Source organism: Neisseria sp. P0016.S008 (genome assembly GCF_051957775.1).
In the GTDB taxonomy this organism is placed as follows: domain Bacteria; phylum Pseudomonadota; class Gammaproteobacteria; order Burkholderiales; family Neisseriaceae; genus Neisseria; species Neisseria flavescens_B.
On the sequence record NZ_JBQCWB010000002.1, the window covers coordinates 175,781 to 192,604 of the forward strand.

Here is a 16,824-nt window from a genome sequence, read left to right on the forward strand (position 1 = left end):
TTCAGACGGCCTTTGTTTTTGACTATGCTTTATTCAGCCCAGTTTTTCTTCTTACTGGTTTTACCGATACCGGGGTTGAAGCTGTTGGTCGGGTCAAGTTTTTTATAGAATTGTTTCAGCTCGGGCTTGGCTTCATACAGATGACCGACATTATGCTCGGCAGGATATTGCGCACCGCGTTGGTCAAGCAGATGGAGCATTTCATGTTCCAAAGCCATGCAGTCGTTGCCTTTTTTAATGATGTAGTCCTGATGGAACACATGACACATAAAATGTCCGTAATACAATTTATGGATGATTTTATTGTCGATTTCCGGCGGCAGTGTTTCAAACCAATCACGATCATCACGGCGCAAGGCAATATCGAGCGCAACCAAATCTTCTACCTCATCATCATGTACAGAACGGTAACGGATCGCGGCAGAAGCCACAGCAAAGCGATGCAGCATAGCCGCCTGCGTTTCTTCGGCATTACATTCGAAGAATGCGCCGCCATGAGTTGCAAAATATTCCTTCAAGAAAGCACGCGCTTCTTCTACGCCCTCGCCACCCATTTTTAAAATCAGGTGATGTTCATATTTATCCCGATAGTTGCGCATAGATTTCGGCAAGTGATCAGGCAAAATTTTACTGATCAGTTGCATGAATTTATCAGAGAAGTGTTTTGGTAAGAAACTTATCTTTTTACTGAATCTATCCACACGGGCTTTCAAATCAAACAGTTTCGGAAGTTGGTGGGTACCGAACGTCTTGATGACATAAAACGTATCTTTACCATAAACGGCAGCAATATCAAAAGCATGACGATGGATATACTCACCGGAAATAGGCAGGTTTTTAAACTCACTCAAAGCAGCACGACGAATATCGGTCAGCTCATTAATATCATTGGTGCCGATATAGAACACGGCAGTCTGTTTTTCTTGCGGGAAAGTATCCAAGCGTACGGCAAACACCATCAGCTTGCCCGCGCAACCTGATGCTTCGTAGTGACGCGCAGGGTCGGCATTAAAACGGGCGGCAGTCGGTTCATTCACTTGGCGGACATGATCGCAGTATGCATGGTCATGCCCCTTGCCGGCATCTTGCGTAATATCTTTTCTCTGATAATGGAAACCTTGCAAGTTGGTCAAAATCTCTTCAGGGGTTTCGCCCAAATCAATGCCCAAATGGTTGACCAGCTCCAGTTTGCCCTCTTCGTTGATTTGTGCAAACAGAGCCATTTCCGTATAAGCCGGCCCCCGCTGTACCAATGCACCACCCGAATTATTGCATACGCCACCCAATACAGATGCGCCGATACAGGACGAACCAATCACGGAGTGCGGCTCACGGCCTAAAGGTTTCAGCAGCAGCTCCAATTGATTCAGGGTAGAGCCAGGCAGGCAGACAACTTGTTCGTTATTATTAATAGGCTGAATGATGTTCAGACGCATGGTATTTACAATCACGATATCGCGGTCGTAATCATTGCCGTCAGGAGTCGAGCCGCCGGTCAGGCCGGTATTGGCGGCCTGCGTAATCACGATAACATCAGCCTCAACACACGCCTGCAAGATTTGCCACATTTCCAAAACCGTACCCGGACGGACAACTGCCAGCGCCTTGCCTTCGCCAAAACGGTAGCCTTGACGGTATTGTTCGGTTTTTGCCGGGTCTGTGATGATGTATTTCTCGCCGACGGTTTGCGTCAGCCGGCTGATTAATTGTGTAGCATTCATTGCATACTCCTTGAGAGATTAATATATTTATTAGATTGCAAGCATTGTAGTAATCCATTCAATCAAAGTAAAGGCGAAACCCGTTTTTTAAACTCATCTTTTAAATAAACAAAGGGCCGTCTGAAATTTTCAGACGGCCTTTTGTTTTAAGCCTGAATAATCAGATTATTCGGCTGCTTTCTCTTCGCGAGCAGGAGCTTCCAGCAAAGCTTTGATAGACAGGCGTACGCGGCCGCGATCGTCTACTTCCAATGCTTTCACATTCACAACCTGACCTACTTGCAGGTAGTCGCTGACATTGCGTACGCGCTCGTGGGCGATTTGGCTGATGTGTACCAAACCGTCTTTGCCCGGCATCACGCTGACAATCGCGCCAACGTTGTTGTCGAGGATTTTAACCACAGTACCTTCGTACACTTTGCCCACTTCCACTTCGGCAGTGATTTCTTCGATGCGTTTTTTCGCTGCATCGCCTGCTTCTTGAGTAGTCGCAGCGATTGTGATGGTACCGTCTTCAGCGATATTGATTTCAGTACCGGTTTCAGCAGTAATCGAACGAATGGTTTCACCACCTTTACCAATCACATCACGGATTTTGTCTTGGTTGATTTTCATGGTGAACAAGCGTGGCGCGTGTGCAGACAGCTCTTGTGGGCCTGCAACGGCGGCTTTCATCTGATCCAAGATGTGCAAACGTGCTTCTTTGGCTTGAGCCAAAGCGATTTGCATGATTTCTTTGGTAATACCTTGGATTTTGATGTCCATTTGCAGCGCAGTCACACCTTCGGTTGTACCGGCTACTTTAAAGTCCATATCGCCCAAGTGGTCTTCGTCGCCCAAAATGTCGGTCAAAACGGCAAATTTGTTGTTGTCCAAAATCAGACCCATGGCGATACCGGCAACGTGTGCTTTCAAAGGCACACCGGCAGACAGCAGGCTCAAGCAGCCGCCGCAGACGGAAGCCATAGAGGAAGAGCCGTTGGATTCGGTAATTTCAGAAACCACGCGCATGGTGTAGCTGAAATCTTCAGGTTCTGGCAATACGGCCAACAATGCACGTTTAGCCAAGCGGCCGTGACCGATTTCACGACGTTTTGGCGCACCTACGCGACCCACTTCGCCGGTAGAGTATGGAGGGAAGTTGTAGTGCAGCATGAAGCGGTCAGTGTATTCGCCGGACAGCGCATCAATGATTTGCTCGTCGCGTGAAGTACCCAAAGTTGCAACCGCCAAAGCTTGGGTTTCGCCACGGGTAAACAGTGCAGAACCGTGAGTGCGCGGCAATACGCCGGTTTGAATGTTCAACGGACGAACAGTGCGGGTATCGCGACCGTCGATACGCGGTTGGCCGTCCAAAATTTGGCTGCGGACAACATCGGCTTCCAAGTGTTTGAAAATGCCTTTGATTTCGTTGGCGGCCAAAGTATCGGTTTCTTCGGTAATCAACGCTTCTTTTACAGCATTCCAAGCTTCGTCCAATTTGGCAGAACGCGCTTGTTTTTGACGGATTTTGAACGCTTCTTTAATGGTTTCACCGGCAATTTCGCGCACTTTGGCAACCAATTCTTCATTGGTTTCAGGAGCTTTCCAATCCCAAACTTCTGGGTTGACTTCATCGGCAAACTCATTGATGGCGTTAATGGCCACTTGCATTTGATCGTGACCGTAAACAACCGCACCCAGCATCACTTCTTCAGACAAGATGTCTGCTTCGGATTCCACCATCAACACGGCTTTAGAAGTACCGGCAACAACCAAGTCCAATTGTGATTTCGCCAATTCGGCTTTAGTCGGGTTCAGAACGTACACGCCGTTTACATAACCCACGCGCGCCGCACCAATCGGGCCGGCAAACGGTACGCCGCTCAACACCAGCGCAGCAGATGCACCCAACATTGCAGGAATGTCAGAATCGATTTCAGGGTCAACAGACACCACCATCGCTACGATTTGGATGTCGTGGTAGAAACCTTCAGGGAACAGAGGGCGGATCGGACGGTCGATCAAACGGCTGGTCAGGATTTCTTTTTCGCTTTGTTTGCCTTCGCGTTTAAAGAAACCGCCGGGGATTTTACCTGCGGCGTAAGTGCGCTCGAGGTAATCAACAGTCAGAGGGAAGAAGTCTTGGCCTTCTTTCACTTCTTTGTTGGTAGTAACAGCAACCAAAACAACGGTATCGCCCATAGATACTTTAACGGCAGCAGCGGCTTGGCGAGCAATTTCGCCGGTTTCCAAAGTAACGGTTTGATTACCGTATTGGAAGGTCTTAACGTGTTTATTGAACATCATTGTTCCTTTCAAAATACCGCACTGCTAAAACACTAATAATGCACACTAAAATCCGAATGTGCATAGTTAGGGTTTCAGACCGTGCGGCAGGTTATAAACAAGCTTTCAGACGGCCTTTAAAGGCGCTGAAAACAACTCTCGATTATAAAGGCAACCATCCTTAAAATCCAGTATTGATACAATAAAAAGGCCGTCTGAAACATATCTCTTTCAGACGGCCTTCAAACTTAAAAATCAATCCTGAGTCAGCAAAGTCAATGCTTCCTGATATTTTTCGACTGTTTTTTGAATTACATCGGCAGGCACTTTAGGCGCAGGCGCTTTTTTGTTCCAACCGCTTTGTTCCAGCCAGTCGCGGACAAATTGTTTGTCAAAAGACGGCGGATTGGTGCCGACTTTGTATTGGTCTGCAGGCCAAAAACGGCTGGAGTCAGGCGTCAACACTTCGTCCATCAAAGTCAACGTACCTTCTTCATCCAAACCAAATTCAAACTTAGTATCGCAAATAATAATACCGCGGGATTTCGCATATTCGGCCGCTTCTGTATAAAGCTGAATCGCTTTGGCGCGCACTTCCGCCGCCAGCTCTTTGCCGATAATGCGTTCGCATTCTTCAAAGCTGATGTTTTCATCATGATCGCCCACTGCGGCTTTGGTCGATGGCGTAAAAATCACTTCAGGCAACTGCTGCGCTTCCTGCATACCTTCAGGCAGTTGAATACCGCAAACAGAGCCAGTTTTTTGATAATCTTTCCAACCGCTGCCTGCTAGATAACCGCGCACAATGGCCTCCACTTTCACCGGAGTGAGTTTTTTAGCCACGATGGCGCGTTTCTCCAAAGCTTTAGCTTCGTTTTCAGGCAAAACATCGTAAACCGTCTGACCGGTAAAATGGTTAGGCATGATATGAGCCAATTTTTTAAACCAAAAATTGGAAATCTGCGTCAGAATCTCCCCTTTACCCGGAATCGGATCATCCAAAATCACATCGAATGCAGACAGACGGTCGGAAGCAACCATCAGCATACGTTTATCGTCAATTTCGTACAAATCGCGTACTTTGCCGGAGTAGATTTTTTTCAAGCTGATTTCAGACATTTCAGGTATCTCTTTGGTAAACAGAAGAATTTGGTATTTTAGCCCAATTTGGCATCTTTCGTCAGATTGTTTACAAAATAAAGGCCGTCTGAAACCTTATAGCTCGGTTTCAGACGGCCTTAGACTTTGATTTTAGGGACAAACCCTAAAAACTATCATCCTATCAGATAGCAGGAGCCTGAGTCTGATCTTGGATTTGGTTCACAGCAGACAGAGAGTAGTAGTCGCCGTGGCCGGTTACTTGGTAAGTGCTACCGTCAGCAAACTTGAAGTTTTCAACTTTGTGATCGTTACCGGTGAACCAGTCATCGATGGTGATGCTGTCATTAGTACCGACAGAAACAGTCAGGTTAGCACCAGATTTGCTCAGCAATACGTCGGAAGCTGCAACGCCTTTACCGAACAACAGGGTGTCATTACCGCTTTCCTCACGGATAGTGTCGTGACCGTAACCTTTGTCGAAGAAGTAAGTGTCGTTACCGGTACCGCCGATCAGGATGTCGTTGCCGACACCGCCGTCGAGGTAGTCGTTACCGTCTTTACCAACCAGGCAGTCGTCGCCGGCCAAACCGTACAGATGGTTGTTGCCGCCGTTACCTTCGATGTTGTTGTTCAAAGAGTTACCGGTACCGTTCAGGTTTTGCATACCTTGCAAAATCAGGTTTTCAACGTGATCGGTCAAGGTGTAGTCGATAACGGTACGGACAGTATCGATACCGGCTTGTGCATTGCCGTACTCGATAACTTGGTCGTTGGCATTGTCAACGAAGTAAACGTCGTTACCGTCGCCACCGCGCATGATGTCAGCACCGGAACCACCGTTCAGGTAGTCGTTACCGGCACCACCTTGCAGGTAGTCTTTACCTTCTTCACCGTACAGAGAGTCACCGTCGGCATCACCGTAAATGGTGTCGTTACCGGCACCGGCGTAGATTACGTCTGTACCGTTGCCACCGTAGATGATGTCTTCGCAAGCAGTACCATAAATGGTATCTTTAGCATCAGTACCGCGGATAACGTTGCCGTCTTTGCAGTCTTCAGCTCGAATGACATTACCTGGGTTTTTGTCTTCGTGACCGTATGAGTTGTTTTGGTTATGGTCGTCAACACAGTCTTTGCAGTCTGGCTCTGGCTTAGGCTCAGGTTTTGGTTCTGGTTTAGGCTCTGGCTTAGGTTCTGGCTTAGGCTCAGGTTTTGGTTCTGGCTTAGGCTCAGGTTTTGGTTGTGGTTTTGGTTGTGGTTTTGGTTCTGGTTGCGGTTCTGGTTGCGGCTCAGGTTTAGGCTCAGGTTTTGGTTGAGGTTTAGGCTGAGGTTTAGGTTGTGGTTTTGGACATGGGATCGGTTTGATCGGATTACAGTTGTAAGGTGGGCAAACCGGAACACATTTATAGTTAGGCGTTTTTGCTGGTGGGCAGAAAGCCGCAATAGCAGAAACCAAACCAGTTACCGCATTAACTACTGACACGCCGACACTGGCGATGCTAGCGATGCTGCCGATAGAAACAGAAGATTTTGCTGCAGGAGCGCAGTAGTAAGAAGAGTAGGAAGCCTTAGGCGCAGGAGCGCAGTAAGAACTAACCAGGGGTCTAGTATAATACCCCCCGTAACAGTATGCCATAATAATTACTCCCAAAATAGTTAATAAAGATATCGAGCTGGCGGAACGAGCAAATCCACCCTTGCTCAATTATTATTTTAGTAATATTTTTCAAAATATTTACTCAAAAATATCAAACGGTAGAATTTGCCGATAAAAGGATGGAGTCTCGCCTGTTTTTAAATTCCATTATCCTAGCAACAATAAAAACATTAACATTGATTCACACTCTCTCAAACAGCATAGATCCTTTATCTATCTTGTTGAAAGCTGAATTTTAACTCTAGTTATAGTAAACAAACATAATACCAATAAGTGGTTATTATTATGGATAGATAATATCGACAATTTGCCCAAATACAGCCGCCTCTGCATTTTGTTCTACGCTAATAATGTGAATTTGTCGTATTTACACTATAATGACACGAACACCTATTTAACAGCTATCAGAGGAGATACTCAACCATGCGTACTTTATTGACCGGAGCCAAAGGCCAGCTTGCCCGTTGTCTGCGCGACCGCCTGCCCGAAGATTGGGAACTGATTGCTACCGATTCTACTTCGCTGGACATTACCGATACCGAAGCCGTGCATCATATGATCAAAAACTTCCAACCAGATGCCATCGTTAATGCCGCGGCTTACACTGCCGTCGATAAAGCAGAAGAAAACGCTGAAGCCGCTTTTGCCGTCAACGCAACCGCTGTTCACAACCTGGCCGCAGCCGCCCGCGCCGCACACGCCCGCTTTATCCATATTTCCACTGATTATGTATTCGACGGCGAAGGCAAACGCCCTTACCGCGAAACCGACTACACCAATCCGCGTAGCACTTACGGTCAATCCAAAGTAGCAGGCGAGCTTTTGGCTTTAGCCGCACATCCGGAAAGTACAATCGTCCGTACTTCATGGCTGTTTAGCGAATACGGCAGCAATTTCGTCAAAACCATGCTGCGCCTTGCCAAAGAACGCGATTCCCTCTCCATTGTCCACGACCAAACCGGCTGTCCGACTTATGCAGGCGACTTGGCTCACGCCATCATCAGTTTATTGCAACAGCCCACTTCCCCACGCGGTATCTTCCATTACTGTGGCAATAAATCGGCAACATGGTACGAATTTACCAAAGCTATCTTTCAGACGGCCCACCAATTAGACGACAGCTTCCGCATTCCGGAACTGAACGCGATTACCACCGATCAATACCCCCTGCCCGCTCCGCGTCCGGCATACAGCATTATGGATTGCTCACGCCTCGAAACCGAGTTTGATATCAAACCGTCCGACTGGCAAAAAGCCCTGCGCGAAATTCTCCGCAAAATCGACTGATAAGCTGATCCATCTATATCAAGGCCGTCTGAAAACATATTTTCAGACGGTCTCTTTGTTTCTTTTATATCAAATGCTTTATCTATCCAGTCTGTCATTTGAAAAGTGCTACAATAGCCGTTTATTTTATTTTTTCAGACGGCCTGACAATATGTGCAACCATCATCCCAAACATTCACACGATAATGACACCATCCGCATCCGCGGCGCGCGTACACATAATTTGAAAAATGTCGATTTGGATATTCCGCGCCACAAGCTCGTGGTGGTAACAGGATTGTCAGGCAGCGGCAAATCATCGCTGGCGTTTGATACTTTATATGCAGAAGGCCAACGCCGTTATGTTGAAAGCCTTTCCGCCTATGCCCGTCAATTTTTGCAGATGATGGACAAACCTGACGTCGATTTGATTGAAGGCCTGTCACCCGCAATTTCCATCGAGCAAAAATCCACCAGCCACAACCCGCGCTCCACCGTCGGCACGGTAACGGAAATCCACGATTACCTGCGTCTTTTGTACGCACGTGTCGGCACACCCTATTGCCCCGAACACAAGCTGCCGTTATCCAGCCAAACCGTATCTCAGATGGTTGATGCCGTCTTGAAGCTACCGGAAGACACGCGCGTGATGATTCTGGCGCCGGCGGTGCGCGAGCGTAAGGGTGAGTTTGTCGATTTCTTTGCCGACTTGCAGGCGCAGGGTTTTGCGCGGGTGCGCGTGGACGGCGAAGTCTATCAGCTTGACGAAGTGCCGAAGCTGGAAAAAAACATCAAACACAACATCGACGTCGTCATCGACCGCGTGAAAGTAAAAGCCGACATCAAGCAACGGCTGGCGGAAAGTTTTGAAACCGCGTTGCGCCACGGCAACGAGCGCGCACTGGCGATGGAAATGGACAGCGGCGAAGAGCATTGGTTCTCCGCGCGTTTCGCCTGCCCCGTATGTTCATACAGCCTGCCCGAGTTAGAGCCGCGCCTCTTTTCGTTCAACAACCCGATGGGCTCCTGTCCGACTTGCGACGGCTTGGGCAATACTAACTTCTTCGATCCCGAAAAAGTGGTCGCCCATCCGGAATTATCCTTAGCTGCAGGCGCGATTGACGGCTGGGACAAACGCAACCAATTCTATTTCCAAATGATTCAATCTCTTGCGCATCATTATAAATTTGATGTCAACACCGCTTGGGAAACTTTGCCTGAAAAAATCAGAAAAGTCGTCTTGCACGGCTCAGGCAAAGAAGTCATCGACTTCACCTACCTGTCCGAACGCGGCACCACCTTCGACCGCAGCCATGCCTTTGAAGGCATCATCCCCAATCTCGAACGCCGCTATCGTGAAACCGACAGCGAAACCGTGCGCGAAAAACTGCGCGAATACCAAAACCACCGCGCCTGCCCGAGCTGCGGCGGCGCACGTTTGCGCAAAGAAGCGCGCTACGTTTACGTCGGCGGCGAACCTTTACACGAAGTCTCCGCCTGGCCGCTGACCAAAACCCACCAATTTTTTGAAACGCTGGATTTGGACGGTAACAAAAAACAAATCGCCGAAAAAATCCTCAAAGAGATCACCGAGCGTCTCGGCTTCCTGATTAACGTCGGGCTGGATTACCTGAATTTAAGCCGCTCCGCCGAAACCCTTTCGGGCGGCGAAGCCCAGCGCATCCGCCTCGCCAGCCAAATCGGCAGCGGCCTGACCGGCGTGATGTACGTTTTGGACGAACCCTCCATCGGCCTGCACCAGCGCGACAACGACCGCCTGCTCGCCACCCTCAAACGCCTGCGCGATTTGGGCAACAGCGTGATTGTGGTCGAACACGACGAAGACGCCATCCGCGAAGCCGATTTCGTCGTCGATATGGGTCCCGGCGCGGGTGAACACGGCGGCAACGTATTGATTGCCGACACGCCCGAAAACGTCGCCAAATGCGAAAACTCCGTTACAGGACAATACCTTAGCGGCAAAAAATCCATTGCCGTGCCGTCTGAACGCACGCCCGTCAATCCCGACCGAATGCTCGTCCTCAAAGGCGCGCGCGGCAACAACCTCAAAAACGTTACCCTCGAACTACCGCTCGGTTTGATTACCTGCATCACCGGCGTATCCGGCAGCGGCAAATCCACCCTGATTAACGACACCCTCGCCAAAATCACCGCCCGCGAACTCAATCGCGCCCAAGAAGAACCCGCCCCATACGACGACATCCACGGCCTCGAACACCTCGACAAAGTCATCAACGTCGACCAATCCCCCATCGGCCGCACCCCGCGCTCCAACCCCGCCACCTACACCGGCCTGTTCACCCCCATCCGCGAACTCTTCGCCGGCGTACCCCTCTCGCGCGAACGCGGCTACAACGTCGGCAGATTCTCCTTCAACGTCAAAGGCGGCCGCTGCGAAGCCTGCCAAGGCGACGGCGTGATTAAAGTCGAAATGCACTTCCTGCCCGACGTGTACGTCCCCTGCGAAGTCTGCCACGGCAAACGCTACAACCGCGAAACGCTCGAAATCCAATACAAAGGCAAAAACATCAGCCAAGTCCTCGACATGACCGTCGAAGAAGCCCGCGAATTTTTCGACGCCGTCCCCACCGTATCGCGCAAACTGCAAACCCTCATGGACGTAGGCCTCGGCTACATCCGCCTCGGTCAGTCCGCCACCACCCTCTCCGGCGGCGAGGCCCAGCGCGTCAAACTCGCCCTCGAACTCTCCAAACGCGACACCGGCAGAACGCTCTATATCCTCGACGAACCCACCACCGGCCTGCACTTCGCCGACATCGCCCTGCTGCTGGAAGTCATAGGCCGTCTGAAAGGCAAAGGCAACTCGATTGTGATTATCGAGCATAATCTGGACGTGATTAAAACTGCGGATTGGATTGTGGACTTAGGGCCGGAAGGCGGCGATGGTGGGGGGAGGATTATTGCTTCAGGTAGCCCCGAGCAGGTAGCGAAGGTTAAGGGGAGTTATACTGGAAAATATCTGAAAAACTTATTCAAATAATTGAGATAGGAAGGAAGTATATTATGGATTTTATTTTAAAGAAAATAAATCAAAAGATTAATATTTTCACAACACAAAATAAAACTGCTGATTTAAATGTATATACACAAGTGAGAATAGAATATTTATTATTTTTATCTCTAGGGTACTTATGGAATAAAAATCTTAATAAGATTGATGATTTAAAGAAAGAAAAAATATTTAATGAAATATTAAATCCTACAATTGGATCAATTGTGGGAATTATCAGAATATTGGATATAGATAAAGAAATATTATCAAAAGATGTTTCTAAGATGTTTAATGATTATCCAGAATACCGTAATAAACTAATTGGGCATGGTTATACTTTTTCTGACTCTAAAGAGCAGGTTTATGATGTTTTAGAGAATTTATATTTAAAAATTAAAAATACCGCAAGTCCAATTATAAAAAATGATTGGTCATATTATGTTGTTACCAATATAGATACAAACTTTTACTCCGGAATTCGCTATGATAATAATAATGAAGAGCCATTCAAAATTTTAAAATCTTCTTTAAAATTAGAAAATAATAATATTTATATATCAGATGATGAAAATATAAACACTCCTCCTATTCTACATAGAATTTCTCCTTTTATTCACATAAAACCGGAAGACTCTTCCGTATTTTGTTTCTCAAAGGTTAGTGAGAAATTAATAGGAAAAATTAATTATAATCAGATATTTAAAACTAATAAATGGGATTTTGAATGGCAAGAATTTGAGGCCTTATACATACAAAATGATGGTAAAAAGATAAAATGTCAAAATGGAACCATTCGGAATCAATATAATAATAACTTTAAAAAATATATTGATATTGGAATAAAAAGTAAATTAATAAATTTCCTAAAAAATGGAAAATCATCTGTGGCTGCTATTTTATGGGGACATGGTGGTGTAGGTAAAACAGCAACTATACAAAGCGTATGTGATGATTTTTCTAACCAAGAGAGAAAAACTTTTGACTATATAATATTTCTATCAGCTAAAGACAGATTATATAATATGTATAGCGGAGAAATATCTGAAATAAAGGATAGAATAGCTAGTTATCATGACTTAATAATGGTAATTAATGATCTAGTTTTTGATAATCAGTTTACATCAATTTCTGAGATAGAAGATTCTTTTATAAACTTTCAGCATACTATATTACTTGTAATTGATGATTATGAAAGCTTTTCTAAAGAAGATAAATCTAAAATCAACGAACTAATACCAAAGCTAAACATTAATCATCATAAAGTTGTTATCACGACGAGATCTGCTAACATAAAAATAGGTGAAGAGTTTCAAACTAATGAACTAGACGAGAATAACACATTCTCTTTTTTAAAACAAATACTTATAAATGAAAACCTCATGGAAAATAGGGTAATTGATAATGAATTAAATACTAAAAATAATATCAAAAAAATTCACTTTACTACAAGTGGAAGACCTATATTTATAATGCAATTGGCGTACATAATGGCAGCAAAAGGAATAAATCTAGCACTTACATCTGATATTAAATCAGATGAAAATGCAGTCAATTTTCTATTTGGAAGAGTTTTTGATTATCTATCAAGTAATGGAAAGAAATTATTTGTTGTTATAAGTTTATTAGTAACGCAAGATGATTTGTCTAATATATTAGCTAAAGCTCAATTTATTTTAAATATGGAATTTCCAGCTCAAGCTAGTGAATTTCGCCAGGCTGTAGATGAGCTAATTAAATTGAAAATTATTAAACTCGATGAAGAAGAAAGAATATTTGAAGTATATTCTCAAGAAATTTATCAAAAGATGAGTGATTATTTTTATGAATTTGAAAATACCTTACGTGAGGAATGGATAGAAAGAAATGACCAAATCAATAATTCTAGTACAAATATTGAACAAGCTTTATTAGAAACAGCCAATGCCTCAAGGGTATCTAAACCAGAATTAGAAGTCATTGATGCTTACCATAGAGTTTTAAATCGGATAACTGGTCCAATCGAAATAAAATTTCAAGCTATATCTATGTTAGCTCAATATTTAGCAAGCTTAAGGAAAAAAGATGAGGCATTACGGCAAATTAGTAACTATAAACACTTATTCAATGATATAAACAATCTAGACATAAATATTAGTTACGCAAAATTATATGCTCAATATAGCTGGGCAAATGGCAAAACTGAGGATAGGGTATTAGCTGCTAAGATATTAAATGATTTCTTATTAAATGTATTATCAAATAAAATGCTTTTCTCTCAATCTCTTCATGATAATAATGAGCTTTTGGAATTAAATGGCTTATTAATGCAATATAGTTGTGTGAATTTAATAGATGCATTTGATGATTTAAAAGAAGAGCGAGAGCGAAAAGAGATTTATGAACAAGAATATAATGATAAAAGAAATAAGTTAAAAAATGAGTGTTCCCGCTTAATTAAGCAATTTGAGCCCATATGGAATGGTATTAATAAAGGAAGAATAAATCTTAATATTCTAAAAAACTCTACTAAACAAAATCTTATTACTGGTATATATAATTACATTGATGTTTTAATTAGGAATGGTAAAACAATGCAATTAGCAAATGATATTTCTGTCTTTATGCGTGATAATACTCCTCCAAGCTTTTACGCTCAATTTTATAGAAAAGCAAATTATACGCAGAAAAAAATAGAAGAATGGAATTATCGTAAATATAAAAAATGGCATTAAATATGGATAACGTTAGCGAGCTGCAGTCTGCATTCAATCCACCGTGTGCGGTACGCGCACATACGGTGGATTGATTAATGGTTTTTGTTTTTTCAACTTTTCAGACGGCCTCCAATACCGTCTGAAAACATCAGGGTTTGAACGCATTAGAGTTTTTGTCATGGTGGGTACGCGACCATGCACGAGGTGGAGATAGTATCCAGCTGCGCGCTCTGGCTCTTCCCCCAATCCCTGAGCAGTTTGGTAAAACTCTGACGTTCACCATCGACTATTTCTATGCTGATCCTGAACAGGATATTGATAAACTACTGAACAGTATCCAAAAACTAGCCGATAGTTTAAATGATGCAAAAATACAGTATTTAAACCAATAAGCTCTAACTGTTCACTTTAGCAAACCGTAGTCTGTATACTCAACCTATCGCGTGCGTGGTTACGCCACACCCCTACTGTAACTTCAAAACCTACGCGTAGGGCATGTACGGTACGCACGCACGCGGTTGTTTGATTGATGGTTTGCTGTTGTAAATTTTAACTTAGTTGAAACTAACGCTTTCAGACGACATAAGAAATGACCGTCTAAAAACTGAAAAAGCTCATCTAAAATAACTACCCTAATTCACATAACAAAAAACGGATTCCAAATCATTGGAATCCGTTTTTCTGTAAAGCTTAGCCGTATTATTTAGCTTCTTCTTTAGCTTCTTCAGCAGCTTCTTTGGCGTCTTCAGCAGCTTCTTTGGCATCTTCCGCTGCGTCTTTTGCTTCTTCTTTAGCCTCTTCAGCGGCATCTTTGGCTTCTTCGGCTTTTTCTTCAGGAGTTTCGGCAGCCGGAACGCCTTTTAAAGCGTCCAAAGAAGTTTTACAGGTTGCATCGCGTTGGTCTGCAGGCAGGTTTTTCAATGCTTCTTTGGTTTGTTCGAAAGATTTTTGCATCACGTCTTTGGTTGCGGCATCTACGTCTTTAGTTGCTTCGGCAAATGCTTTTTCGTACTCGTCACAAACGGCAGAAGAAGATGAGCCTGAACCGCCGCATGCTGACAGGGACAGAGCAGCCAACAAAGCTGCCAATAAAGCTGATGTTTTCATGTGTCTCTCACTTTTTTAAATTTAGGTTAAAGGATATTATATGTTAATTCATTATATGAAGGTGTCAAGAGTTTTTGTTTAATTTAATCAAAGCTATATCATTAAAAGAGCCGGCCTATCTCAACATGATCAAGGCCGTCTGAAATTTCAGACGGCCTTAGGTTTGCAAGCAATCTTTTTTTCAACGATTACGCCGCTTTACGGTGATAATGTCTGAGCGCGTGTTCTTTGCGCCGACCGCTACTGAATGCGGATACGCGTTTCAGATAGCCGATGACGCGTGTGCCGTAGTCGATGTCGTAGCTGCCACAGGCGGAACAGGCGTGCAGGGTGCGTTTATCGATGTGGCCGCATTCGTTGCAAATAGTGATACGCACGTTCACGCAGAAGTAGTTGCAGCCGGTTTGTGCGGCGATGTCCAAGAGCGAGCGGTAGCCGGATTCGGGCAGAGCTTCGTCTAGGTTCAGGTGCAACGCGGAGCCGCCGTCGAGCCAGTCCACCAGTTCTTTGCCGTGCAGCAGGAATTTGTCGAGCGCGTTGATTTCTTCGTCTTCGACAACGTAGAAATAGGAGTTGTAGCATTCGCGGCTGACTTTGTAGCCGTCGGCTTTGTCCCATTTGGCGTTTTTCACGCCGAGGTTTTCGGCGGGGACAAATTCGGTGTTGAATTTTACACCGTAGTGCTTGCTGGCGGCTTGGTTGGCTTCGAATATGGTTTTCAGACGGCCTTGGACGAAGTGGATGTAGTCGTCGTTATAGCCGACTTTGATGCCTTGCGATTCGGCGGCTTCCGCCATGCCGTTGATGCCGATGGTGAGGAACTGTTTGTCCAGCGTGATGAAACCTGCATCGTAAACGGGCAGCATTCCGGCGGCTTGGTATTCTTCCATCAGTTTGCGGTAGGCGTATTGGTATTTATGGATTTTGGCGACTTCGGCGGCAAGGTCGCGCCCGTCTTGTTCCAGCCGGTTCATGTTGATGGTGATGACGTTGATGGAACCGGTCGCCACGCCGCCCGCGCCGAGTGTGTAGCTGAAGGTTCGGTCTTCGATGGCGTTGCGCAGGCGGCAGCAGGAAGCCAATGAGTCGGGATTGTCGGAAAGATAGACGAAGAAGGAATTGCCTTCCGCCAACTCTTTCGCCATTTCGTCGGCGAACACAGTGTCTTTGCATTTGCCGCCATCAGTCAGCATCGCAGCGGTAACGACGGGGAAGGTCAAAACGGCTTTGGTGCGTTCCTGATTGAACCATTTGAGGAAGAAGTTTTGCAGCTTCGCCACGCTCGCCCACACCGGTTTGCTGAAATCGGGGAAGACGAAATCGCCGAACATCGCATCAAAATAGTATTGATCGTAAACGGAAATATTCCAGAATACGCTCTGATAGCCACGCGCGGCGGCGGGCTGGTTGATGCTGTACACCACCTGCTGCATGTGGTTGGCTATTTCTTTGGCGTGGGTTTCCAAATAATCATCGCCGTAGTCTTTGCGGGCGAAGTAGTCGAAATAAGTCAGAAATTCCACCGTCGCCACCGCGCCGGCAAACTGCGCGCTGATGGCAAACACGAGGTTGATAAATGAGCCGCAAAACGATGCCAGATGTTGCGGCGCTTTGGATTCGCCGCCGAGTTTGCTTAACCCGTCGAGCAGGAAGGGATACAGCGTAACCGACACACAATAAGGCTTGAGGCTGGTTTCGTCGTGCACATAAATCTCATGCGCCTCAATCTGGCGGATGTATTCGTCGGCAACGGATTGGTCGAAAATTTCGGCGATTTTGCGCGACACTTGGGCGCGGTTAATCTGCACGAAAAAGTCTTTCATGATTTCCGCTTCCATCGTGGCGATGTTTTTCTGGGTAACGTTGGCGTTGGCGTCCATTTTCGAACCGTCCGCCGCGTTTTGCGCGCTGATGTAGTCGCGCATAAATTGTAGTTTTCCGTTTAACTGTTCGGGATGCAGCCGAATCATGTTAATT

10 protein-coding genes are annotated in these 16,824 nt (G+C 45.6%); 4 read left to right on the plus strand and 6 right to left on the minus strand.

The window, feature by feature from the left end:
* Positions 1-29: 29 nt before the first annotated feature.
* The 4 genes from dld to ACTHS8_RS03110 all read right to left on the minus strand — a co-directional run bounded on the left by dld (position 30) and on the right by ACTHS8_RS03110 (position 6,726).
* Positions 30-1,721 (minus strand): D-lactate dehydrogenase, encoded by a 1,692-nt coding sequence (gene dld / locus ACTHS8_RS03095; protein WP_314597159.1) that lies wholly within the window; start codon positions 1,719-1,721, stop codon positions 30-32.
* Between the two features lie 165 nt (positions 1,722-1,886).
* On the minus strand, positions 1,887-4,010 hold the full coding sequence (pnp, locus tag ACTHS8_RS03100) for a polyribonucleotide nucleotidyltransferase (protein ID WP_107697060.1): 2,124 nt from the start codon (positions 4,008-4,010) through the stop codon (positions 1,887-1,889).
* Between the two features lie 234 nt (positions 4,011-4,244).
* The gene (locus ACTHS8_RS03105) at positions 4,245-5,108 is read right to left on the minus strand and encodes a phosphoribosylaminoimidazolesuccinocarboxamide synthase (RefSeq protein WP_440372941.1); all 864 of its coding nucleotides are present in this window, start codon (positions 5,106-5,108) and stop codon (positions 4,245-4,247) included.
* Positions 5,109-5,271: 163 nt separating this feature from the next.
* On the minus strand, positions 5,272-6,726 hold the full coding sequence (locus ACTHS8_RS03110; protein ID WP_440372942.1) for a calcium-binding protein: 1,455 nt from the start codon (positions 6,724-6,726) through the stop codon (positions 5,272-5,274).
* A 444-nt stretch (positions 6,727-7,170) separates the two neighbouring features.
* Between ACTHS8_RS03110 and rfbD the strand changes: the two genes are divergently transcribed.
* The 4 genes from rfbD to ACTHS8_RS03130 all read left to right on the plus strand — a co-directional run bounded on the left by rfbD (position 7,171) and on the right by ACTHS8_RS03130 (position 14,132).
* Positions 7,171-8,034 carry a dTDP-4-dehydrorhamnose reductase gene (gene rfbD / locus ACTHS8_RS03115; RefSeq protein ID WP_440372943.1) on the plus strand — a complete coding sequence of 288 codons (864 nt, stop codon included), beginning with the start codon at positions 7,171-7,173 and terminating at the stop codon, positions 8,032-8,034.
* Positions 8,035-8,185: 151 nt separating this feature from the next.
* Entirely contained in the window at positions 8,186-11,035 is a 2,850-nt protein-coding gene (gene uvrA, locus ACTHS8_RS03120) for an excinuclease ABC subunit UvrA (RefSeq protein ID WP_440372944.1), read from the plus strand.
* Between the two features lie 23 nt (positions 11,036-11,058).
* Positions 11,059-13,758, plus strand: a complete 2,700-nt coding sequence (locus ACTHS8_RS03125) for an NB-ARC domain-containing protein (RefSeq protein ID WP_440372945.1) — start codon at positions 11,059-11,061, stop codon at positions 13,756-13,758.
* Between the two features lie 137 nt (positions 13,759-13,895).
* Entirely contained in the window at positions 13,896-14,132 is a 237-nt protein-coding gene (locus tag ACTHS8_RS03130; RefSeq protein ID WP_440372946.1) for a hypothetical protein, read from the plus strand.
* A gap of 307 nt (positions 14,133-14,439) precedes the next feature.
* On the opposite strand, the gene ACTHS8_RS03135 is transcribed toward ACTHS8_RS03130, so the two are convergent.
* Together ACTHS8_RS03135 and nrdD are read right to left on the minus strand one after the other, a co-directional pair.
* Positions 14,440-14,847, minus strand: a complete 408-nt coding sequence (locus ACTHS8_RS03135) for a DUF5339 family protein (protein WP_440372947.1) — start codon at positions 14,845-14,847, stop codon at positions 14,440-14,442.
* 188 nt (positions 14,848-15,035) lie between these two features.
* Complete coding sequence (nrdD, locus tag ACTHS8_RS03140; protein ID WP_440372948.1) at positions 15,036-16,817, minus strand: anaerobic ribonucleoside-triphosphate reductase; 1,782 nt, start codon at positions 16,815-16,817, stop codon at positions 15,036-15,038.
* Positions 16,818-16,824 lie beyond the last annotated feature (7 nt).